Source organism: Prevotella sp. HMSC073D09, assembly GCF_001814145.1.
Lineage (GTDB): Bacteria > Bacteroidota > Bacteroidia > Bacteroidales > Bacteroidaceae > Prevotella > Prevotella conceptionensis.
This window is the reverse complement of sequence record NZ_KV815057.1, coordinates 1-21153: the sequence shown is the minus strand read 5'-3', so window position 1 is coordinate 21153 and position 21153 is coordinate 1. Positions and strand designations below refer to the sequence as shown.

General features: G+C 44.2%; 31 protein-coding genes and 1 pseudogene. 27 read left to right on the top strand and 5 right to left on the bottom strand.

Annotated features, from left to right (window positions below; all coding sequences use genetic code 11):
• Positions 1–6 precede the first annotated feature (6 nt).
• The 26 genes from rplB (at position 7) to rplQ (ending at position 13328) form a co-directional block, all read left to right on the top strand.
• Positions 7–831 carry a 50S ribosomal protein L2 gene (rplB, locus tag HMPREF2955_RS03300; RefSeq protein ID WP_009231171.1) on the top strand — a complete coding sequence of 275 codons (825 nt, stop codon included), beginning with the start codon at positions 7–9 and terminating at the stop codon, positions 829–831.
• Between the two features lie 14 nt (positions 832–845).
• Entirely contained in the window at positions 846–1112 is a 267-nt protein-coding gene (gene rpsS / locus HMPREF2955_RS03295; RefSeq protein WP_009161014.1) for a 30S ribosomal protein S19, read from the top strand.
• Positions 1113–1143: 31 nt separating this feature from the next.
• The gene (gene rplV, locus HMPREF2955_RS03290) at positions 1144–1548 is read left to right on the top strand and encodes a 50S ribosomal protein L22 (protein ID WP_070720939.1); all 405 of its coding nucleotides are present in this window, start codon (positions 1144–1146) and stop codon (positions 1546–1548) included.
• A gap of 7 nt (positions 1549–1555) precedes the next feature.
• Positions 1556–2290 (top strand): 30S ribosomal protein S3, encoded by a 735-nt coding sequence (gene rpsC / locus HMPREF2955_RS03285; protein WP_009231169.1) that lies wholly within the window; start codon positions 1556–1558, stop codon positions 2288–2290.
• A 15-nt stretch (positions 2291–2305) separates the two neighbouring features.
• Positions 2306–2734, top strand: a complete 429-nt coding sequence (gene rplP / locus HMPREF2955_RS03280) for a 50S ribosomal protein L16 (RefSeq protein WP_070720936.1) — start codon at positions 2306–2308, stop codon at positions 2732–2734.
• A gap of 3 nt (positions 2735–2737) precedes the next feature.
• Complete coding sequence (gene rpmC, locus HMPREF2955_RS03275; RefSeq protein WP_009231167.1) at positions 2738–2932, top strand: 50S ribosomal protein L29; 195 nt, start codon at positions 2738–2740, stop codon at positions 2930–2932.
• 13 nt (positions 2933–2945) lie between these two features.
• Positions 2946–3203 carry a 30S ribosomal protein S17 gene (gene rpsQ / locus HMPREF2955_RS03270; RefSeq protein WP_009231166.1) on the top strand — a complete coding sequence of 86 codons (258 nt, stop codon included), beginning with the start codon at positions 2946–2948 and terminating at the stop codon, positions 3201–3203.
• A gap of 2 nt (positions 3204–3205) precedes the next feature.
• The gene (gene rplN, locus HMPREF2955_RS03265) at positions 3206–3571 is read left to right on the top strand and encodes a 50S ribosomal protein L14 (RefSeq protein WP_009231165.1); all 366 of its coding nucleotides are present in this window, start codon (positions 3206–3208) and stop codon (positions 3569–3571) included.
• A gap of 20 nt (positions 3572–3591) precedes the next feature.
• Positions 3592–3909, top strand: coding sequence for a 50S ribosomal protein L24 (rplX, locus tag HMPREF2955_RS03260; RefSeq protein WP_070720933.1), 318 nt, complete (start codon positions 3592–3594; stop codon positions 3907–3909).
• A gap of 2 nt (positions 3910–3911) precedes the next feature.
• Positions 3912–4466: a 50S ribosomal protein L5 gene (gene rplE, locus HMPREF2955_RS03255; RefSeq protein ID WP_009237631.1), complete on the top strand. Its 555-nt coding sequence runs from the start codon at positions 3912–3914 to the stop codon at positions 4464–4466.
• A 5-nt stretch (positions 4467–4471) separates the two neighbouring features.
• Entirely contained in the window at positions 4472–4774 is a 303-nt protein-coding gene (rpsN, locus tag HMPREF2955_RS03250; RefSeq protein WP_009231162.1) for a 30S ribosomal protein S14, read from the top strand.
• A gap of 147 nt (positions 4775–4921) precedes the next feature.
• A complete protein-coding gene (rpsH, locus tag HMPREF2955_RS03245; RefSeq protein ID WP_009231161.1) occupies positions 4922–5317 on the top strand; it encodes a 30S ribosomal protein S8 in 396 nt (131 codons plus the stop codon).
• 16 nt (positions 5318–5333) lie between these two features.
• Positions 5334–5900, top strand: coding sequence for a 50S ribosomal protein L6 (gene rplF, locus HMPREF2955_RS03240; RefSeq protein ID WP_009231160.1), 567 nt, complete (start codon positions 5334–5336; stop codon positions 5898–5900).
• A gap of 18 nt (positions 5901–5918) precedes the next feature.
• Positions 5919–6263 carry a 50S ribosomal protein L18 gene (rplR, locus tag HMPREF2955_RS03235; RefSeq protein ID WP_070720930.1) on the top strand — a complete coding sequence of 115 codons (345 nt, stop codon included), beginning with the start codon at positions 5919–5921 and terminating at the stop codon, positions 6261–6263.
• 6 nt (positions 6264–6269) lie between these two features.
• Positions 6270–6782, top strand: a complete 513-nt coding sequence (rpsE, locus tag HMPREF2955_RS03230; protein ID WP_009231158.1) for a 30S ribosomal protein S5 — start codon at positions 6270–6272, stop codon at positions 6780–6782.
• 11 nt (positions 6783–6793) lie between these two features.
• Positions 6794–6970, top strand: a complete 177-nt coding sequence (rpmD, locus tag HMPREF2955_RS03225) for a 50S ribosomal protein L30 (RefSeq protein WP_009231157.1) — start codon at positions 6794–6796, stop codon at positions 6968–6970.
• A 25-nt stretch (positions 6971–6995) separates the two neighbouring features.
• Positions 6996–7442, top strand: coding sequence for a 50S ribosomal protein L15 (rplO, locus tag HMPREF2955_RS03220; protein WP_070720927.1), 447 nt, complete (start codon positions 6996–6998; stop codon positions 7440–7442).
• A gap of 4 nt (positions 7443–7446) precedes the next feature.
• Entirely contained in the window at positions 7447–8790 is a 1344-nt protein-coding gene (secY, locus tag HMPREF2955_RS03215; protein WP_070720923.1) for a preprotein translocase subunit SecY, read from the top strand.
• 21 nt (positions 8791–8811) lie between these two features.
• Positions 8812–9612 carry a type I methionyl aminopeptidase gene (map, locus tag HMPREF2955_RS03210; protein WP_070720920.1) on the top strand — a complete coding sequence of 267 codons (801 nt, stop codon included), beginning with the start codon at positions 8812–8814 and terminating at the stop codon, positions 9610–9612.
• A 181-nt stretch (positions 9613–9793) separates the two neighbouring features.
• Positions 9794–10012 carry a translation initiation factor IF-1 gene (gene infA / locus HMPREF2955_RS03205; RefSeq protein WP_009160996.1) on the top strand — a complete coding sequence of 73 codons (219 nt, stop codon included), beginning with the start codon at positions 9794–9796 and terminating at the stop codon, positions 10010–10012.
• A 13-nt stretch (positions 10013–10025) separates the two neighbouring features.
• A complete protein-coding gene (ykgO, locus tag HMPREF2955_RS14910; protein ID WP_009237638.1) occupies positions 10026–10142 on the top strand; it encodes a type B 50S ribosomal protein L36 in 117 nt (38 codons plus the stop codon).
• 36 nt (positions 10143–10178) lie between these two features.
• Complete coding sequence (gene rpsM / locus HMPREF2955_RS03200) at positions 10179–10559, top strand: 30S ribosomal protein S13 (protein WP_009231152.1); 381 nt, start codon at positions 10179–10181, stop codon at positions 10557–10559.
• Between the two features lie 81 nt (positions 10560–10640).
• Positions 10641–11027, top strand: coding sequence for a 30S ribosomal protein S11 (gene rpsK / locus HMPREF2955_RS03195; protein WP_025815525.1), 387 nt, complete (start codon positions 10641–10643; stop codon positions 11025–11027).
• Positions 11028–11104: 77 nt separating this feature from the next.
• Positions 11105–11710 (top strand): 30S ribosomal protein S4, encoded by a 606-nt coding sequence (gene rpsD, locus HMPREF2955_RS03190; protein ID WP_009231150.1) that lies wholly within the window; start codon positions 11105–11107, stop codon positions 11708–11710.
• 12 nt (positions 11711–11722) lie between these two features.
• On the top strand, positions 11723–12715 hold the full coding sequence (locus HMPREF2955_RS03185; protein WP_009231149.1) for a DNA-directed RNA polymerase subunit alpha: 993 nt from the start codon (positions 11723–11725) through the stop codon (positions 12713–12715).
• Between the two features lie 79 nt (positions 12716–12794).
• Positions 12795–13328, top strand: a complete 534-nt coding sequence (gene rplQ / locus HMPREF2955_RS03180) for a 50S ribosomal protein L17 (RefSeq protein ID WP_019189032.1) — start codon at positions 12795–12797, stop codon at positions 13326–13328.
• Positions 13329–13842: 514 nt separating this feature from the next.
• Here rplQ and HMPREF2955_RS03175 read toward each other — a convergent pair.
• From HMPREF2955_RS03175 to HMPREF2955_RS14900, 5 genes and pseudogenes are all read right to left on the bottom strand, one after another.
• Positions 13843–14178: a hypothetical protein gene (locus tag HMPREF2955_RS03175; protein ID WP_070720917.1), complete on the bottom strand. Its 336-nt coding sequence runs from the start codon at positions 14176–14178 to the stop codon at positions 13843–13845.
• 21 nt (positions 14179–14199) lie between these two features.
• The gene (locus tag HMPREF2955_RS03170; protein ID WP_070720914.1) at positions 14200–15627 is read right to left on the bottom strand and encodes a hypothetical protein; all 1428 of its coding nucleotides are present in this window, start codon (positions 15625–15627) and stop codon (positions 14200–14202) included.
• A gap of 2 nt (positions 15628–15629) precedes the next feature.
• Positions 15630–16814, bottom strand: coding sequence for a 3'-5' exonuclease (locus HMPREF2955_RS03165; protein WP_070720911.1), 1185 nt, complete (start codon positions 16812–16814; stop codon positions 15630–15632).
• A 6-nt stretch (positions 16815–16820) separates the two neighbouring features.
• Entirely contained in the window at positions 16821–19226 is a 2406-nt protein-coding gene (locus HMPREF2955_RS03160) for an Hsp70 family protein (protein WP_070720908.1), read from the bottom strand.
• Positions 19227–19919: 693 nt separating this feature from the next.
• Positions 19920–20203: pseudogene (locus HMPREF2955_RS14900) on the bottom strand (transposase); the annotation flags it as partial.
• 305 nt (positions 20204–20508) lie between these two features.
• Between HMPREF2955_RS14900 and HMPREF2955_RS15610 the strand changes: the two are divergent.
• On the top strand, positions 20509–20958 hold the full coding sequence (locus HMPREF2955_RS15610) for a hypothetical protein (RefSeq protein WP_139145463.1): 450 nt from the start codon (positions 20509–20511) through the stop codon (positions 20956–20958).
• The last annotated feature ends 195 nt before the right edge of the window (positions 20959–21153 follow it).

The window sequence follows — 21153 nt, the reverse complement described above, 5'->3', positions numbered from 1 at the left end:
TAAGAAATGGCAGTACGTAAGTTTAAACCGGTAACCCCGGGACAAAGACACAAGATTATTGGCACGTTCGAGGAGATTACTGCATCCGTGCCAGAGAAGTCTCTCGTTTACGGAAAACGCTCAACCGGTGGTCGAAACAACACCGGTAAGATGACCGTTCGCTACATGGGCGGCGGCCATAAGAAGAAGTATCGTGTAATCGACTTTAAGCGAGAGAAAGATGGTGTTCCCGCCGTAGTTAAGACAATCGAATACGATCCGAACCGTTCGGCTCGTATCGCCTTGTTGTATTATGCTGACGGCGAAAAACGTTACATTATTGCTCCCAATGGACTGCAAGTGGGCTCCACGTTGTTGTCGGGTGCGGAGGCGGCTCCTGAGATTGGAAACGCCATCCCCTTGGCAAACATTCCCGTAGGTACCGTAATTCACAACATTGAATTGCGCCCCGGACAAGGAGCTCTATTGGTTCGTTCGGCTGGTAATTTTGCTCAGTTGACTTCTCGTGAGGGCAGTTATTGTGTTATTAAGCTTCCTTCAGGCGAGACCCGCAAGGTTCTCTCCGCTTGTAAGGCTACCGTGGGTAGTGTAGGCAACTCTGACCACGCCTTGGAACAGTCTGGTAAGGCAGGCCGTTCTCGCTGGTTGGGTCGTCGTCCTCACAACCGTGGTGTTGTTATGAACCCTGTAGATCACCCCATGGGTGGTGGCGAAGGCCGTCAGAGTGGTGGACACCCACGCTCGCGCAAGGGCTTGTATGCTAAGGGTCTGAAGACACGCGCACCCAAAAAGCAGTCTAACAAGTATATCATTGAAAGAGCTAAAAAATAATTAAAGAGTAAATTATGAGTCGTTCATTAAAAAAAGGACCATATATCAACGTATCACTCGAGAAGAAAATTCTCGCCATGAACGAAAGTGGCAAGAAGAGTGTCGTTAAGACATGGGCTAGGGCATCGATGATTTCCCCCGACTTCGTGGGTCATACGGTGGCAGTTCATAACGGAAACAAATTCATCCCTGTCTACATTACCGAGAACATGGTTGGCCATAAGCTGGGCGAGTTTTCTCCCACGCGTCGTTTTGGCGGCCACTCTGGTAACAGAAAGTAAAGGGACAACCATTTAAATTATAGGAATAATAATGGGAGCAAGAAAACATATAGCGGCCGAAAAGATGAAGGAGGCCCGTAAAAATTTGTATTTTGCCAAGCTCAAAGGCGTTCCTTCTTCCCCACGTAAGATGCGCTACGTTGTAGACATGATACGCGGAATGGAGGTTAACCGTGCTCTGGGCGTGCTCAGGTTTTCCAAGAAGCAGGCAGCTGCCGACGTAGAGAAACTGTTGCGTTCGGCTGTGGCTAACTGGGAAACGAAAAACGACCGCAAGGCTGACGAAGGAGAACTTTACATAAGCAAGGTGTTTGTTGACGAGGGCGTGACGATGAAGCGCATGAGACCAGCCCCCCAAGGGCGCGGTTATCGCATCCGCAAGCGTTCGAACCACGTTACTTTGTTTGTTGACGCCAAAACTAACGACGAAAAATAAATAGATAATGGGACAGAAAGTTAATCCGATAAGCAACCGTCTAGGTATTATCCGTGGTTGGGATTCAAATTGGTTTGGTGGAAAGAACTTCGGCGACAACATCGTTGAGGACATGAAGATACGTAAGTATCTCAACGAGCGCTTGGCTAAGGCCAACGTTTCGCGCATCGTCATCGAGCGTACGCTGAAGCTGGTTACCATCACCATTTGCACAGCCCGCCCCGGTATCGTCATTGGTAAAGGTGGACAAGACGTTGATAAGCTCAAGGAAGAGCTTAAGAAACTCTATAAGAAGGATATCCAGATCAATATCTTCGAGGTGAAGAGACCTGATCTAGACGCCACAATTGTTGCGAACAACATCGCTCGCCAGGTAGAGGGTAAGATTGCTTACCGCCGTGCTATCAAGATGGCCGTTCAAAACACGATGCGTGCTGGTGCCGAGGGTATCAAAGTTCAAATCACAGGACGTCTCAACGGTGCCGAAATGGCCCGTAAGGAAATGTACAAGGAAGGCCGTACGCCGCTCCATACTTTCCGTGCAGACATCGATTACTGCCAAGCAGAGGCGCTGACCAAGGTTGGTCTTCTGGGTATTAAGGTGTGGATTTGCCGTGGCGAAGTTTACGGCGACCGCGATCTCACGCCTAACTTTACTCAGGACAAGCAGAGTGGTGGCCGTTCTAATAACGCTGGTGGCCGTTCGGGCCGCGGTAATCGTAAGAGAAACAATAACCGCTAAAAGTAAGAAGTTATTATGTTACAGCCCAAAAGAGTAAGATATAGAAGACCACAAGACGGCCGCGGCAACAAAGGCAATGCCAGCCGTGGTACGCAATTGGCGTTCGGCTCGTTCGGCATCAAGACCCTTGAGGCCAAATGGATAGACAGCCGCCAGATTGAAGCAGCACGTGTGGCCGTGAACAGATATATGCAACGCGAAGGCCAGGTTTGGATTCGCATCTTCCCCGACAAACCCATCACTCGCAAGCCCGCCGACGTGCGTATGGGTAAGGGTAAGGGAGATCCCGCTGGATGGGTGGCACCCGTCACTCCCGGCCGCATCCTCTTCGAAGTGGAAGGCGTAAGTTTCGAGATCGCCAAAGAGGCCTTGCGCCTTGCAGCACAGAAACTGCCCGTTAAAACCAAGTTTGTTGTTAGACGTGATTACGATAAAAACGCTTAAGATATGAAGATGAAAGAACTGAAAGAACTCGAGACCAAGGACTTGGCCGAGAAGCTGGAGAATGCTGTGGCAGCTTACGACCAGATGAAGCTCAACCATAACATCACCCCGCTTGAAAATCCATCGCAGATCAAGAGCGCTCGTCGCGACATCGCTCGCATGAAGACGGAACTTCGTCAGAGAGAACTTAACAAATAATAATGGTCCACAGATGGAAACAAGAAATTTAAGAAAAGTAAGACAGGGTGTTGTCTTGAGCAACAAGATGGATAAAACCATTGTTATTGCAGCTAAGTTCAAAGAGAAACACCCGATATATGGTAAGTTCGTTCAGAAAACGAAGAAGTACCATGTTCATGACGAGAAGAACGAAGCCAACATCGGCGACACGGTTCTTATCATGGAAACCCGTCCTTTGAGCAAAACGAAGCGATGGAGATTAGTTCAAATAATTGAAAAGGCTAAGTAATTATGATACAAGCAGAATCAAGACTTACAGTATGTGATAACAGCGGTGCGCGCGAGGCTCTTTGCATTCGCGTATTGGGTGGAACCCGCCGCCGTTACGCTAGCGTGGGCGACGTGATTGTCGTTTCTGTCAAGAACGTTATCCCTTCAAGTGATTTGAAGAAAGGTGCGGTATCAAAGGCCCTGATTGTTCGTACGAAGAAAGAGATTCGTCGTGCAGACGGTTCTTACATTCGTTTCGACGACAACGCCTGTGTGTTGCTCAACAACGCCGGCGAAATTCGTGGTAGCCGTATCTTCGGCCCCGTTGCTCGCGAGCTTCGCGCCGTTAACATGAAGGTGGTTTCTTTGGCCCCTGAGGTTCTTTAATATTTAATAAACAGAAAGTAATGAGTAAGTTACATATTAGAAAAGGTGACGAGGTTATCGTTCTGGCCGGAGACGACAAGGGCCGGAAGGGTAAGGTGCTCAAAGTCTTGGTGGATAAGCAGCGCGCCCTCGTTGAAGGCGTGAACATGGTCTCCAAGAGCATGAAGCCTTCTGCAAAGAACCCCCAAGGTGGTATCGTTAAGCAGGAAGCACCCATCCACGTCTCGAATTTGAGTTTGATTGACCCTAAGAGTGGCAAGGCTACTCGCGTAGGAATGAAGAAAACCGACGACGGCAAGAAAGTGCGTGTCGCCAAGAAAAGCGGGGAGGTGATTTAATAATGAATACAGCACAATTAAAGAAGGTTTACGCCGAGACTATCGCCCCGGCATTGCAAAAGCAGTTCAACTATTCTTCTTCCATGCAGGTTCCTGTCTTGAAGAAAATCGTCATCAACCAAGGCTTGGGCGATGCTACGCAAGACAAGAAGATTATCGAGGTGGCCATCAACGAGATTACCGCCATCACGGGTCAGAAGGCTGTTGCAACGTATTCGAAGAAAGACATCGCCAACTTCAAACTCCGTAAGAAGATGCCCATCGGTGTGATGGTTACCCTTCGTCGCGAGAGGATGTACGAGTTCTTAGAGAAACTCATCCGCGTGTCGCTGCCCCGTATCCGCGACTTCAAGGGTATCGAGAGCAAGTTCGACGGTCGTGGCAACTATACGCTTGGTATTGCCGAACAGATTATCTTCCCTGAGATTAACATCGACGGCATCGACCGCATTCAGGGTATGAACATCACGTTCGTTACCACTGCCAACACCGACGAAGAGGGATACGCTTTGTTGAAGGCATTCGGCCTTCCTTTCAAGAACGCTAAAAACGATTAAGCAATATGGCAAAAGAATCAATGAAAGCCCGCGAGGTGAAACGTGCCAAACTCGTTGCCCGTTACGCCGAGAAGCGTGCTGCTCTGAAAAAGATTATCGCTACTTCTGAGGATTACGCCGAAGCTTACGAGGCAGCTCGCAAGTTGCAGTCGATTCCCAAGAACGCTAACCCCATCCGCCTGCACAATCGCTGCAAGATTACTGGCCGCCCCAAAGGCTATATCCGCCAGTTCGGTCTGTCGCGTATCCAGTTCCGCGAGATGGCTTCGGCCGGACTTATCCCCGGTGTGAAGAAAGCAAGTTGGTAATCACGGAGCAAGATGAAAGTTTTCGATTAGTGGCGGGGCGTTGTCCCATGTGGCCGATGGTTTGTCGCTAATCCTAACCTTCCATCTGCAAACAAGAAATTATTTAATATTGTCGGGAAAGTCCCGATCAATTAAACATTTTATAATATGACAGATCCAATAGCAGATTATCTGACCAGACTTAGGAACGCAATCATGGCGCACCATCGCGTGGTTGAAGTTCCTGCGTCTAATTTGAAGAAAGAGATCACCAAGATTCTCTTCGAAAAGGGTTATATCCTGAACTACAAGTTCGTGGAAGACGGCCCCCAAGGTTCAATCAAGGTTGCCTTGAAGTACGACCCCGTGACGAAGGCCAACGCCATCACGAGTCTGAAACGTGTCTCTACTCCCGGTTTGCGCCAGTACACCGGCTATAAAGACATGCCGAGAGTAATTAACGGATTAGGTATCGCCATCTTATCTACATCCCAAGGTGTAATGACTAACAAAGAGGCTGCCGCCTTGAAGATTGGTGGCGAGGTGCTTTGCTACGTTTATTAATAAGGAGGGTATAAGTATGTCAAGAATAGGTAAATTGCCAATCAGCATCCCCGCGGGTGTTACCGTTACTCAGGCCAACGGCGTAGTTACCGTTAAAGGTCCCAAGGGCGAGTTGTCGCAACATGTCGACTCTTCCATCAAGGTGAACATTGAAGATGGTCAGATTGTCTTCGAAGTAGATGAAAACAGCCCCGTAAACATTAAGCAGAAGCAAGCATTCCACGGCTTGTATCGTTCGTTGGTTCACAACATGGTTGTTGGCGTAAGCGAAGGTTACACCAAGGTGTTGGAACTTGTCGGCGTAGGTTATCGCGTATCCAACCAAGGCAACCTCATCGAGTTCTCCTTGGGTTACACGCACCCCATCTTCATTCAGCTCCCTGCCGAAGTGAAGGTAGAAACCAAGTCGGAAAGAAACCAAAACCCCTTGTTGATTTTGGAGTCTTGCGACAAGCAGTTGCTGGGTCTCATCTGCGCTAAAATTCGTTCTTTCCGCAAGCCTGAACCTTATAAGGGTAAAGGTATCTTGTTCAAGGGTGAGGTTATTCGCAGGAAGTCTGGTAAGACGGCCTCAGCTAAGTAACTTTAAATTTAGACGATTATGACAACAAAGAAAGTAGAAAGACGAATTAAAATCAAATATAGAATTCGCAAGAGCGTTAACGGCACTGCCGAGCGTCCCCGCATGAGCGTGTTCCGTTCGAACAAGCAGATTTACGTTCAGATTATCAACGACATCACCGGCACCACCCTTGCCTCTGCCTCTTCGCTGGGCATGGAAGCCATGCCTAAGAAAGAACAGGCACAGAAGGTTGGCGAACTTGTTGCCCAAAAGGCACAGGCTGTTGGCATCACCGCCGTTGTATTCGACCGTAACGGCTACCTCTATCACGGCCGTGTGAAAGAATTGGCTGATGCAGCCCGCAAAGGTGGACTTAATTTTTAAACGATTATGGCAATGAATAAAGTAAGAGTGAATAGTGACGCAGAATTGAAAGACCGCTTGGTTGCCATCAACCGTGTTACCAAGGTAACAAAGGGTGGTCGTACCTTTACGTTCGCTGCTATTGTCGTTGTGGGTGATGGCAATGGCGTTATCGGTTACGGTCTGGGTAAGGCCGGCGAAGTAACAACGGCTATCGCCAAGGGCGTTGAGTCTGCAAAGAAAAACTTGGTTAAGGTTCCCGTACTCAAAGGCACTGTTCCCCACGAAGTGGAGACTTCGTACGGTGGAGCACAGGTATTGCTTAAACCAGCTGCTGCCGGTACCGGTTTGAAGGCTGGTGGTGCTATGCGTGCCGTGCTCGAGAGCTGTGGCATCACCGACGTGATTGCCAAGTCGAAGGGTTCTTCCAACCCCCACAACCTGGTGAAGGCCACCATCGAGGCACTCAGCCTCATGCGCGACGCCTATACCATCGCTGGTGTTCGTGGTATCAGTATGGACAAAGTTTTTAACGGATAAGGAGCAACATCATGGCAACGATTAAAATCAAACAAGTAAAGAGTAAGATTGGTTACCCCATCGACCAGAAGCGTACGCTCCAGTGTCTGGGACTTCGCAAGATTTCTCAGGTTGTTGAAGTGGAAGACACTCCCAGCATCCGCGGTATGATTAGAAAGGTTCACCATCTGGTAACCGTAGTTGAATAACAAACTTAGTCAAATTAGCACATTTATGAAATTACATAATTTGAAACCGGCTGCTGGTTCCACTCATTCACGTCGTCGTATCGGTCGCGGCCCAGGTTCGGGCTTGGGCGGAACGTCTACCCGTGGACACAAGGGTGCCAAGTCGCGCTCCGGTTATAAGAGGAAGATTGGTTTTGAAGGTGGACAGATGCCGTTGCAACGCCGCGTGCCGAAGTCGGGTTTCAAGAACATCAATCACAAGGAGTATTTCCCCGTTAACCTTTCAACACTTCAGGCTTTGGCCGAGAAGAAGGGGCTGACCAAAATCGGTGTTGCCGAACTCAAAGAGGCTGGCCTGTTCAATGGCAAGTCGCTCGTGAAGGTTCTTGGCAACGGCGAAATCAAGGCCGCCCTAACTGTTGAAGCTAACGCATTCTCCAAGTCTGCCGAAGAAGCTATCAAGGCAGCAGGAGGTAACACTACTTTAATCTAAGACAATGAAAAAGTTTATCGAGGCACTAAAGAACTGTTGGAAAGTTGAGGACTTGCGTCAGCGTCTCCTCATTACCATTCTATTTGTAGCTATTTATCGTTTTGGATCGTTTGTAGTACTTCCCGGTATCAACCCGTCCCAGCTCGACACACTACAAAAGCAGACCTCTGGTGGCTTGATGTCGCTTTTGGATATGTTTTCCGGTGGTGCATTCTCCAACGCCTCTATCTTCGCGTTGGGAATCATGCCTTACATCTCAGCCTCCATCGTGATGCAGATTTTGGCCGTGGCAGTGCCATATTTCCAGAAGATGCAGCGTGAGGGCGAGAGTGGACGGAAGAAAATAAACTGGTACACGCGTGCCCTGACGGTAGTTATCCTACTGTTTCAGGCACCGTCGTACCTTATCAACCTAAAGATGCAGGCCGAGGGTGCCTTGGCTTCTGGCATCTCATGGTCGGTGTTTATGATTCCTGCCACCATCATACTTGCAGCAGGTAGTATGTTCGTTCTTTGGTTGGGCGAGCGTATCACCGACAAGGGAGTAGGAAACGGTATCTCATTGATTATTATGGTTGGCATCATCGCCCGCTTGCCACAGGCTTTCATCCAGGAAGCGGGTTCGCGCCTGGAAGCAATCGCAGGTGGCGGTCTTGTCATGTTCATCGTCGAGATACTCGTTCTCTATGCCATCGTTTGTGCCGCAATCCTTTTGGTACAAAGCACACGTAAGGTTCCCGTGCAATATGCCAAGCGCGTAGTTGGCAATAAGCAATACGGCGGCGCACGTCAGTATGTGCCCCTCAAGCTTTTCGCTGCCAACGTTATGCCTATCATCTTTGCACAGGCCTTGATGTTCATTCCCTTGGCCCTCGTGAGATATCAATCCGAGAATGCAAGCTATGTGGTACAGTCGCTGATGGACAACCGCTCTTTGCTGTATAACATCATTTATGTGACGCTCATCATCGCGTTCACCTATTTCTATACGGCAATTACGCTCAACCCCACTCAGATGGCTGAAGACATGAAACGCAACAACGGTTTCATTCCAGGCATTAAGCCAGGAAAAGACACGGCCGACTATATCGACACGGTGATGTCGCGCCTCACTCTTCCCGGTTCTCTGTTTATCGCGTTCATCGCCGTGATGCCCGCGTTGGCCGGATTGCTCAACGTGCAACAAGGTTTCTCGCAATTCTTCGGCGGAACTTCGTTGCTCATTCTCGTGGGTGTGGTTATCGACACCTTGCAGCAGATAGAGAGCTATCTCATGATGCGCCATTACGATGGTTTGCTCAATTCGGGCCATACTCGTAACGCCGCAGGCGTGCCTTCGGCTTATTGATTTGCCTTGTGAACTTCGCAAATGAAGGTTTATCTCAAGACTGAAGATGAAATCCAGCTGATGCGCCAGGCCAACCAACTTGTTGGTAAAACCTTGGCAGAATTGGCTAAACATATTGTTCCGGGTGTAACGACCCTCCAATTGGACAAGATAGCGGACGAGTTCATCCGCGATCATGGGGCCATCCCCACGTTCAAGAACTTTCCCAATCCTTTTGGAGGGCCTTTCCCCGCGAGCATCTGCACCTCGGTTAACGAGGTTGTAGTGCACGGCGTACCTAGCGAAAAGACCGTGTTGAAAGACGGAGACATTATTTCTGTCGATTGTGGCACACTTCTTGCGGGGTATAACGGTGACAGTTGTTACACGTTTTGTGTCGGAGAAGTGGCACAAAATGTCAGAGATTTCCTCTCTGTGACACGAAAGTCGCTGTATCTTGCCATCGAGGCTGCCGTTGCCGGCAACCATCTTGGCGACATAGGCCATGCCGTGCAATCGTTTTGCGAGAGCCACGGGTATGGCATTGTGCGCGAACTAACCGGCCACGGCATCGGCCGCGAAATGCACGAAGAACCCAAAGTGCCCAATTATGGCAGTCGCGGAAGCGGCATGATGCTTAAAGAAGGCATGTGTATCGCCATCGAGCCGATGGTTACGATGGGCGATCGTCGCATAGGGCTCTTACCCGACAAATGGTCTATCCGCACCGTCGACGGCAGTTGGGCTGCTCATTACGAGCACACCATCGCCATCAGGAAAGGCAAGGCCGAGATTTTATCATCATTCAAAGAAATAGAACGTTTAGTTCAGCCAAATGGCTAACAACGAAGACTGGCAGAGAATGTTGTTAACTCGTTAATCCTTTAACTTGTTAGCTAACACCCAGACGTCTTTGTTATGCCGAAAGGTAAATGTCAAGCTTGCTTGAACCATAGCCGTTGCGCAGAAACTAACCGTTCGAGAAACGAGAAAAGAACTTACAGATAAAGCAAAGAGTTAATTTATGGCAAAACAATCTGCTATTGAACAAGATGGAACAATTGTAGAAGCATTGTCTAACGCGATGTTTCGCGTAGAGCTTGAGAATGGTTGCCCCATAACGGCGCACATATCAGGAAAGATGAGGATGCACTACATCAAGATACTGCCTGGCGATAAGGTAAAGGTGGAGATGAGCCCCTACGACCTTACCAAGGGTAGGATTGTGTTTAGATACAAATAATTCAATTTAGAATATGAAGACAAGAGCATCGTTGAAGAAACGTACACCCGACTGCAAGATTGTTCGTCGTAAAGGTCGCTTGTTCGTTATCAACAAGAAGAACCCTAAGTACAAGACGCGTCAGGGTTAAACGTTTAATCATTATCAAATCATTTATCATTAACAAATGGCAATAAGAATTGTTGGAGTAGATTTGCCCCAAAACAAGCGTGGCGAAATCGCATTGACTTATATCTACGGTATAGGTCGAAGTAGTTCAGCAAAGATATTGGACAAGGCTGGTGTGAACCGTGACCTGAAAGTCAGCGAGTGGACTGACGACCAGGCAGCCAAAATCCGTGAAATTATCGGCGCTGAATTCAAAGTAGAAGGTGATCTCCGTTCGGAGATTCAATTGAACATCAAGCGTCTCATGGACATTGGTTGTTATCGTGGCGTACGTCATCGTAACGGTCTTCCCGTTCGCGGCCAGAGCACCAAAAACAATGCTCGCACCCGTAAGGGAAAGAAGAAGACTGTTGCTAACAAGAAGAAGGCTACTAAGTAATATTTAGTTGGAAGTTGAAAGGCGGGGCTTGCCCCGATGCTTAAAACTCGAAACTTGAAACTTTTAAACTAAAAAGAAATTATGGCAAAGAAAATAGCAGCAAAGAAGAGAAACGTCAGGGTAGACGCTCTTGGACAACTTCATGTTCATAGCTCATTCAATAACATCATTGTGTCTTTGGCTAACAGCGAAGGTCAAGTAATCTCTTGGTCGTCGGCTGGTAAGATGGGGTTCCGTGGTTCTAAGAAGAACACGCCCTATGCCGCCCAAATGGCAGCCGAAGATTGCGCCAAGGTAGCATTCGACCTCGGCCTCCGTAAGGTTAAAGCCTACGTTAAGGGTCCCGGCAACGGCCGCGAAAGCGCTATCCGTGCCGTGCACGGTGCAGGTATCGAAGTAACCGAGATTATCGACGTTACGCCGCTGCCCCACAATGGATGTCGTCCTCCCAAGCGTCGCCGCGTATAACACGCACTTTTCACAACGCTTGCACCCAGTGTGGCAGGCAACAAAGATACACAAACAAAAAAGTTATAAAATAAACAATGGCTAGATACATAGGTCCGAAATCTAAAATTGCTCGTCGTTTTGGTGAACCCATCTTCGGCGCAGACAAAGTTTTGTCCAAGAGAAACTTCCCTCCTGGACAGCATGGCAACAACCGTCGTAGGAAAACTTCCGAGTACGGCGCCATGTTGGCAGAGAAGCAAAAGGCTAAATACACTTACGGCGTGTTGGAGCGTCAGTTCCGCAACATGTTCGAGAAGGCAGCTAAGGCTAGCGGCATCACCGGCGAGGTGCTGTTGCAAAACCTCGAAAGCCGTCTGGATAACGTAGTGTTCCGTCTTGGTCTGGCTCCTACCCGTGCAGCCGCACGCCAGCTCGTTGGCCACAAGCATATCGTGGTAGACGGCAAGGTAGTAAACATTCCTTCTTATTCAGTGAAAGCCGGCCAAGTTGTCGGCGTGCGCGAGAAAGCTAAGTCGCTCGAAGTTATCGAGGCTGCCTTGGCTGGTTTCAACCACAGCAAGTACCCCTGGATTGAGTGGGACGACGCCTCAAAGAGCGGTAAGTTCCTGCACAAGCCCGAGCGTGCCGACATTCCTGAGAACATTAAGGAACAGTTAATCGTTGAGTTGTACTCTAAATAAATCATTGAATTAATGGCGATATTAGCATTTCAAAAACCTGATAAAGTTGTAATGTTGGAGGCCAACGACAAATTCGGTCGTTTCGAATTTCGTCCACTTGAGCCTGGGTTCGGCGTTACCATCGGTAACTCCCTCCGCCGCATTCTCCTTTCATCGCTAGAAGGTTTCTCCATCAATACCGTGCGCATCGCCGGTGTTGAGCACGAGTTCTCTTCTGTGCCTGGTGTTAAGGAAGATGTGACCAACATTATCTTGAATTTGAAACAAGTAAGATTCAAGCAAGTAGTAGAAGAATTCGAGAACGAGAAAGTTAGTATCACGGTTGAGAACACCACCGAGTTCAAAGCTGGTGACATTGGCAAGTATCTGACTGGATTTGAAGTGTTAAACCCCGATTTGGTGATTTGTCATTTAGATGCCAAAGCTTCATTGCAGATTGATCTCACCATTAACAAAGGACGTGGCTACGTGCCTGCCGACGAAAATCGTGAGTTCTGCACCGATGTGAATGTAATTCCTATCGATTCCATTTACACCCCCATCCGTAACGTACGCTATTCGGTTGAACCTTATCGTGTTGAACAAAAAACCGACTACGACAAGCTCGTTATCGACGTGACGACGGACGGCTCCATCAGTCCCAAAGACGCGCTGAAAGAGGCCGCTAAAATCCTCATCTATCACTTTATGCTCTTCTCCGACGAGAAAATCGCCGTTGAGAACCAAGACGTTGACACCAACGAAGAGTTTGACGAGGAAGTGCTGCACATGCGTCAGCTGCTTAAAACCAAGCTTGTGGACATGAACCTCAGCGTTCGCGCCCTCAACTGTCTCAAAGCTGCCGATGTGGAAACACTGGGCGACCTTGTGCAATACAACAAGACCGACCTCTTGAAGTTCCGCAACTTTGGTAAGAAATCGCTCACAGAGCTTGATGATTTGCTCTTGGGTCTGAATCTGTCTTTTGGAACCGACATTTCAAAGTATAAACTGGACAGGGACTAAATATCAGCACCGGTGGGTGATGGGCGCATAGCCTTCGCCCACCAGCTGTTACCCCCTCCGCTATTTAAGAAAAATAAAAATGAGACATAATAAGAAATTCAACCACCTGGGTCGTACTGCACCTCACCGCAATGCCATGCTTGCTAACATGGCCATTTCGCTGATTATGCACAAAAGAATCACTACGACTCTCGCCAAGGCAAAAGCCTTGAAGAAATATGTAGAACCGCTTATCACACGTTCAAAGGAAGATACCACCAACTCGCGTCGTGTGGTTTTCCGCTACTTGCAAAACAAGTATGCCGTTACCGAACTGTTCAAAGTGGTTGCTGCTAAGGTGGGAGACCGTCCCGGTGGCTATACCCGTGTCATCCGACTGGGTTTCCGCAAGGGCGATGCCGCTGAAATAGCGTTCATCGAACTGGTAGACTTCGACGAGAACATGGCCAAGACGCCTAAGGCAGAGGCTAAGAAAACACGTCGTAGCCGCAAGAGCACCAAGGCCGAAGGCGAAACCGCTGCTGCCGAAGTTGCTCAACCCGTTGCCGAAGAAGCTCCTAAGGCTGAAGAGGCTCCCAAGGCAGAAGCTGCCGAAGAAGCAAAGGCTGAATAAACAACAGTTATCGACTTATAAATTAAACGTCTCTATCCGTGAGGGTAGGGGCGTTTTTTTGTGCACGCATATTTCTTTTCTATTGCATCAAGTGCATCAAGACCATTGCTGTGTGCCAATCATCGCTTGTGAGTGGAACAAAGCTTGATACTACTGAAAAATATAGATGAATCTTAATATTGCTGTCTGGTAAAACTTTATTCTCCCAGTCTGTGTAAGAAGAATTGCCTTTAATACTACATTTCTGTACCTTAAATTCCAAAACTAAACCATTATCTAATAAAAAAACAAGTGCATTTTATAGTGCTTACGATTTGTAACTGGAATTCAAGCCCCATAGATATAAAAACGCCAGTATTGGCCTTAGACAAACGGATTGCAGACTTTCAATTTACTTTTACCGGACAGCAATAAATTCTTAACAACTAAAGTAGGCTGGTTGCTCCAGCCTACCATATGTTTATTACTATCAAATTTGCGACAGAAGGGAGGAATTCAAGGGATATTTGATATTTTATTTGTCAAATTTCTTGTCTATGTGAGCAAATTCTTGGACTACATCGTATATTAGTACCTCATTAGCATCAATATCCTCGTCAATAACAATCATATTCGCCATCAGTTCAGCAAAGTAATCCTTTTGCTCATTATCAAACATTTTGATTTGTGCAAGTGCCATCAGGGAGTTTTTTTCTTCCACATCCCTGCGGGAATCTTCTGATATTTCAAATTTTTCTTTAAGCTGATTGAAATAGAAAACTTCACGAGCATCAATGCGTCCATCAGCATGGATAATATCTAATAAGATACGCATCATGGCTACTTTCTGCTGATAATTAAAAACAGTCATATTGCTTTATTATTAACATTATTATATCTTTTTGTTTTTCATCAACCGTTTTTTTTCTTCTTTCGGGTCATACCCATAAGACTTTATAATTTCTTTAACGGTTGTATCAAATCGTGTTACAGGGTTGTATCCCATTCCTTCTAACTTAGAGCGTTCACTTTGGTTAAAAACAGGACGAATGTCGGCTTTTTTTCTTTTTTCTTTCCTCTTCATCCATAAAACAGGCTCGGGAAGAACTTCTTTGGTATTATCCACGGGGAATGGTTCTTTTTGTATATATGGGTCATCTGGATTTATCCCATCAGTAGATGCAGTTACTATAGCCTTACAATCTTCCTGTGATTTATTACCATTTTCTGTGTTGTTTGAAGATTCTAATCTTGGATTCTCTGACGGTTCATTAAAGTGAGAGTCGACACTCTCCCAATCGCCATAAATTGTGTTAGAAACTTCCCTAATATCCGACTTTTTAAAGAAAGATAATTTTGCTGATTCGTAGAAGACATCATATGTCTTATCATAACCTAATGAAATGCCAAGGAGATAAATTGCGATAGAACATTCAAAGCCACCAATCTCTTTTGCATACTTAATTAACTTGGCACTTGGCTTATGCACCATTCCGCCCGCAAATTCAGATTTTAAGTATAAGAATAAAGGAGCTGCGATTGCGAATCTACATCCTGATGCTTGTTCCGACATCCGATATAATTTCGAGGACTCAACGATCTTTAGTAGTTGTATAAATTGTGGCTTCTTACATGCCATAAATTGAGAATATAATTCTGTTGTTTCTGCAACTTCCCCACTGAGTTCTTGTTTTTTTGAGTAATTACAGAAGACATGAATAAAATCACAGAAAAAACCAATCATTCCTTTAGGATAATAACTATGTCTTTCATATCTTAAAAGATATGTCCAAATTGATTGTTCACCAACAGGTCTTTCATGAGCGTATAGCTCACGGAATGCCTCCTGCACTACATCAGGAGTTATTATTACTTCACATTTTGATAAATCAGACTCAGGCAAACCAAAAATAGTCCAAGTATTTTTGACCCCTCGAGTGCTTTGTATTATACTATTTTTTTGCTGAAGCTTTAGGAATTTGTCTGCCCATGGTGAAACATGTAATTGTATTCGAGGGTCAAAAGAAATAGACATCTCCTTTTTTGCTTCTTCGTCAAAAGCATAAATATTACAAACGTTTTCTATGGTTAGGGAAATAGGTTGTTCGACATGATCGTCTGCTAAAAAATGAATTATGAGATATTCAAATGAATATTCAAACATATTCATTCTAGAAGTGAGCATGTCAAACAGTTTATTATCATCACTATGCGATGCAATATTTCCATCAAATTCAACAGCATTATTTATAAAATAATGTCCATATTTGAACAAATCAACAAAGTCTAGCTTGCGTAAAATTGCTAAATAATTTTTCATAATTAGAAGCCCCAAGTGTTATTACCACTGGTTTGTGGTGTTTGTATTGTAGAAGTGATGTCAATTTGCGAACAGTTTGATTTAAATGCGTCAAGATAGTTGCTTGGGTAACCATTATAAGTGATGTATAAATTCTTTCTTGTACGGGTCATTGCTACCATGAATAACGTTTTTGCAAGGGAGTCGTTAGGACAGATATACATACTTGCATTTGCAAAAGGGATGAAAACGTTTTCGAAGTCAAGACCTTTTGCGCTATGGAATGTCATAACAATTATGCGACGATCATTTTCGTCAAAACTACCATATCCATTTCCTACGTATTGCATTTTAAGTCCCTCTTTGTGTAAATGAGAATTCATGGAACCAAAATCAACTCTTCCCCAGTTATTTGTAGATTCAACCCATTCTGATTTGCCTGCATCTCTAAGTGCCTGATTGATAAAGTGTATGATTTTTTGAGCAGTAGGTATTAAGATGGCAGTTGAATCTCCTACATTAATTGCCTTTGTTGCTTGTTCCATAATGTATTTTACTTCCTTTGCTTCAGAGGGAGCTTCACAAAGACGAATTTGTGTATCTTCCTTTGTCATATCTCTCTTTGTAGAGAATATGTTCATTCTAGGTAAGAAACGTTGCACAGCATCTATTAGTGAACGAGAAAGTCTATGTATAATTCCCAATTCATATTGATCTCCATTTATGAGTCTGCTAATTTCAGAGGGTGTAACAGTATTTTCTCTCCAACGTGGGTCTCTTTCAAATATAGATTGATTAGAATCACCTGCTACAATTATATTCGAACTTCTGGCATTCATCTCACGAATGACACGTGTAGTCAAATCTTGAACTTCATCACAAAGAATGAAATCATAATGAGCTCTACTCGTCATGAATCCGTAATACGTGTCAATGCTTATTTTTTTTTCTAAGCCAATCTCTTTGAAGTCTGCCTTGAACATTTCTACAAGGGACTGAGTAAATACGATAACTAAAATACGTGCATTTGGCTTTTTGGCTAGAATTGTTTTGGCGGCATATGCGAGTAAAACGGACTTTCCAGACCCTGCAAAGCCTTGAATCCATTGGTTGCGAAAACTTGAGCTAGAACTATCAATTAAGGTATTAACCTTATCAAGAAAAGCCTGCTGTTGAGGGTCTAACTTGTTAGAAGGAGGAATGTGCATAATAAACTATTCTTTTGTTAACATGTTTGTTTTTGTTTTTGAAAGATTTTCTAGATTATAATATGATTCGCTCCCAGATTTTGGGGTAGAGCAACGTATCTCATATGCAAAATCTTTCTCTCCTAGTTCTTCTGCAAGAGAAGCAAACCATCCATAAGCATATGAAGGCAAAGAATTGGTTTTCCATTGGCGTATGTATTTGTCATAGGCTTTTTGGAATTTTTCTATTGCTTTGGTGATATCTCCCTCTGATTTCTGAATTCTTCCGAGCTCGATGAGTGCAATATCATGATCTGGGTCTATAGAGAGAGCTCTCTGTAAGCATTCTTTTGCACGTTTAGGGTTGCTATACCGAAGTGTTGAACCTAAATTTGCATTCGCATGCTTATGATTAGGATTTTCTTCTAATGCTTTTTCATAGAATTCAATGGCTTTGTCTGTAGCTCCTGCATTGTTATAATGTACAGCTATGCTGTTATACATATTTGCTTCTGGATATAATTCGTTCTGAAGTTCAAATGTTTCAGCTGCCTTGAATGTATGTCCAGCTTCGCTATAGGCTAATCTCAAAGCAATTAATGTTTGCTTAGAAGGAACACCTCCGTTCAATTCTGCTTCCAAATTAGCTTGTCGTTCTGCTTTTAGGGCCATACGTTCTTCCGTACTGAGTTCTTTGTTTGCAAATGGACTTAACGGCTCCACATGGCACACAACTCCCATACAAGTGGCTCTTGCAATAAACATTTTGTCCGTATTTACTTCGACTGCAAGCTGAATAGGACAGTTAACAGGGAATCCCGATGGAAGTGGGGATTCGATTTTAAGATTGAAAAGAAGTTTTCTTACATCTCCAACACATATAGGCAATTCGATAATTTTCTGACCTTCCCTACTTGTAACAAGGTCGTCAATTATAATTGTATCACAAGGGAATTGGGTTCCTGCGGGGAGAATAACTTTAGGCTTCTCGTCTTTTGTAATGATAAAAATTGGCTCGCTAGAGATTGGTTGTATAAGGCATTTATTCATACCATTGAATAAAAGACTATGTATGGCAGCTCCTTGTGAAACATGAGTTTGTAGATTCGAAGGTACCAATATTTCCGAATCTTCAAAATAATTTTTTAATTCCTCTTGAATATAAGGGCTTTGAGCGCTTCCTCCAATAAGTAGAATATAATCTATTTCTTCTTTACGAATTTTCGACTTCTTAATTGCACTTTCTATTGGAGAATAAATACTATTATATTCATCTTCCCCTTTAATCCTAGTAGTTTTTCCATAACCTTTCTTCAAGAAATAGGTCATCGCTTCGGTCATTTCTTTATTAGTCAAGTAGAAACTAGTTTGTTTAAGAACCCCCTTGTTGGTAAATACTATCACATCTGACTCCAACGAAGTCTTGGTATCGCTATGCTTTAGATCTGGCATAACAAAATTGTCTGTTAGAGTCGCAAGTGATTTGTTTATTAGAATTTTTAAGCGTTCTGCTACTTTATATAAAGCAGAAGCGATCTGCTTTTTTTCATTAGTGCGGAAGTGCTCCATCTTTTTACCATTTGCTTTTAAGAATCTTGGCATTAAGTAGTGATAAGTAAGATACCTATCTATATCATCACCTCCTAATTTGGTAAACTTTGATATAGCAATGTTTTTTGAGAAAAAACCATTTGCGTTTTGTCCTATTTCCAAAATGGAAATATCACATGTACCACCTCCAAAGTCAAAGACCAGTATTTTAGGATTGTAATCAGAATTTACAAACAGTGGTTGCCCCTCAGTTGCGCGGGTTACAGCATAACTAATAAAAGCAGCATTAGGCTCATCAATCAGAGCTTGCTTGGAAACTTTCATCTCATTTGACATCAGAACGTCAAGGAGGTCTTTACGCTGGTTAGCTTCAAAAGAAGCAGGAATGCTAACCGCATATGATATGTCTTCAGTTAAATTGTGTTTATGACAATACTCTGTGACCAAATACTTAAGATAGGCAAAAAAAACACGAGCGGCATCCTTGGGATTTCTTATGTTGAATGGCGGGATATCACGAAGCTCACTTTCGTAATATTTAGCCCCTAAATCTTCGCCTAATTCCATTTTGAACGAATACCAAATGTTTTTCCCGCTTTTCAATTGATATTTAAGTTGAGATGCACCTTCTCCTACAAGAATTTGTTTGTTCAGCCATGCTATTACAGACGGAACAATCTCAGATGAATAGATCGTTCCATCTGGAAACTTTTGTTTCAAACGCAGAGAGTTTGTATGGATCAAATTGTTATCTTCGTCGTATGAAGCAATTGAGACAACCGTAGTTGATGTACCAAAGTCTATGCCTACATATGTTTTACCTTTTATCAAATCTGTATTTCTGATAGCAGGAAAAAATGACGATGTTGTTATTATATTCATGATTTCTTATTTTGCTAACACTTTTGGTGACAAACCCAGTAAATCGGCAATTTTGAAGATAGTAGATTTATTGAGTTGTTAGCGGTTGCTAACGTGGTGTTGGTAGTGCTGAAACACATACCCGATTCTTTGGCAAGCTATGTTTGGTTTATGCCTCGCTTTCTCAAATGTTCCTTGATGAGCTTGCTATGCTGTTTCTTCTGTCCCATCGAATGTTTGTTTGTCTTGATAGTGATTACAAAGTTATGAACTTATAATGAATAAAACGAAGAAAAACGGGGCTTTAATGCGACTCAAATGATTTTTCTTGTGTCAGGATACAAAAGTAATCTCTTAAGTAGTCAATGATGGTTGGAAACGAAAACCCTTTCGCCTGGAACGGTTCGCTTTTTGAAAATGTATTTAGCGTTTTTAGATAGTCTCTGATTTTACTGCATTCCCCTATACTTCCTACTGTACCCCTGTCTCTTGGAATTGCATTAAAAGCCCTCTATTTTTGCATCGTCAGACCTGACAAAATGCGCTAGGCGCAAAGGCGAGTTGTTCATTTTAAAATATTGCTGTCCGGTAAAACTTAAATAACACAAAAAACATAGCGGGATATCCTTTAAATAAGCAGCCCTGTGTTCTTTTTTGACAATCACCTGGTCAAATAAATAAAATATTTTATGCCAGTTCGGGAGAAGAATTGGTTTAGAAAAGCTCCAATTGCCTACTCTTTTCAATGCGCACGGCAGTGTCTTGGGCTTTTTCTCGAAGAGACTGTATGCTGCAAATGCCGCCGCACAGAGAATCATGAGGAAGTTATGTACGGAGCGATGGCGTGAATGGATAAGGTTGGCCATGTTCTTCAACAATTCGTTGATACATTCTATTATACGCTTGCGCAAAATCATCTTGTCCCACAAGAGCATAAGTTTGTTTTTTATGTTTGATTTGAGCCCATGACCGAGGTGGATGCCATGGTTGAAAAGGTTATAAAGCGGGGTTGTTAAGTCGTTAGGTTGTTCGCTGGTCAACTAAAATTGTTTTCTTCATACGTGTATTAAAGTGTTAAATATGTTTTGTTTGTTTTACAAAACGCGTTTTTCTTTCCATCCCTTTTTAGAGTCAAAACACCGCTAAAAGCATGCTTTTAGCCCTCATTGGTGACCTTACGCGCCCCAATTTCTGTCAAAAAATGATAGCCTGAAGGGCGTTTTGCATCATTTTACCCTTCTAGATTGTTGTCCAACCGCAAAAATTATCGTCCGATTTTTCTGCATTTAGCACCAAAACGGCAGTGGTTAAAGCATTGTTTTGCCCCTTTTTGCACGCTATTTCAGTCCCCCGAAACGCTTTTAAGCCCTTTTATGCACTGCATATTCTTGCAACGGGCTTGCTGTTTGCTGCATTTTACCTTGCATTTTTGTGCTTTTTGCATTGCGTTTTGGTGCATTTTGCATTGCGTTTTGGTGCTTTTTACCCTGCGTTTTGGTGCTTTTTACCCCAAATTATGCTGCAAAAGGCACTTAATGGTGCGCAAATTGTATGTTTAAACAATGTTCAATGGTTATTTATCCACCTCTATGCGCACCTTGTTTTGCCCCAAACAAGTTGGCGCAATACTCGCAAAAATGTGGGCGAGCAGAGGATTGGCTGGAAAAATTGCAGCCATAATGTTAAATTTCGTGCGCAAAACGTTACATTCTCTTGTCGGTGCTTTCGTCAACATAGCATAGTTTTGCTGTGAGCAAACTTTACCCATGCTGTTCTTTAATGGGCAAAAATCGTTTTTCTTGTCTCATCTTGCCCCAACAAATGTGGTAGACTTTCAAGTTTTATTGTAAGTTTGTCCACTCGTTAATATGTCAACTAACCAATCTAAAAATAATGATGGAAGTCTTAGGCTAGTTAGGGTAATTCAGTTAATTCCCTCTTAGGAATC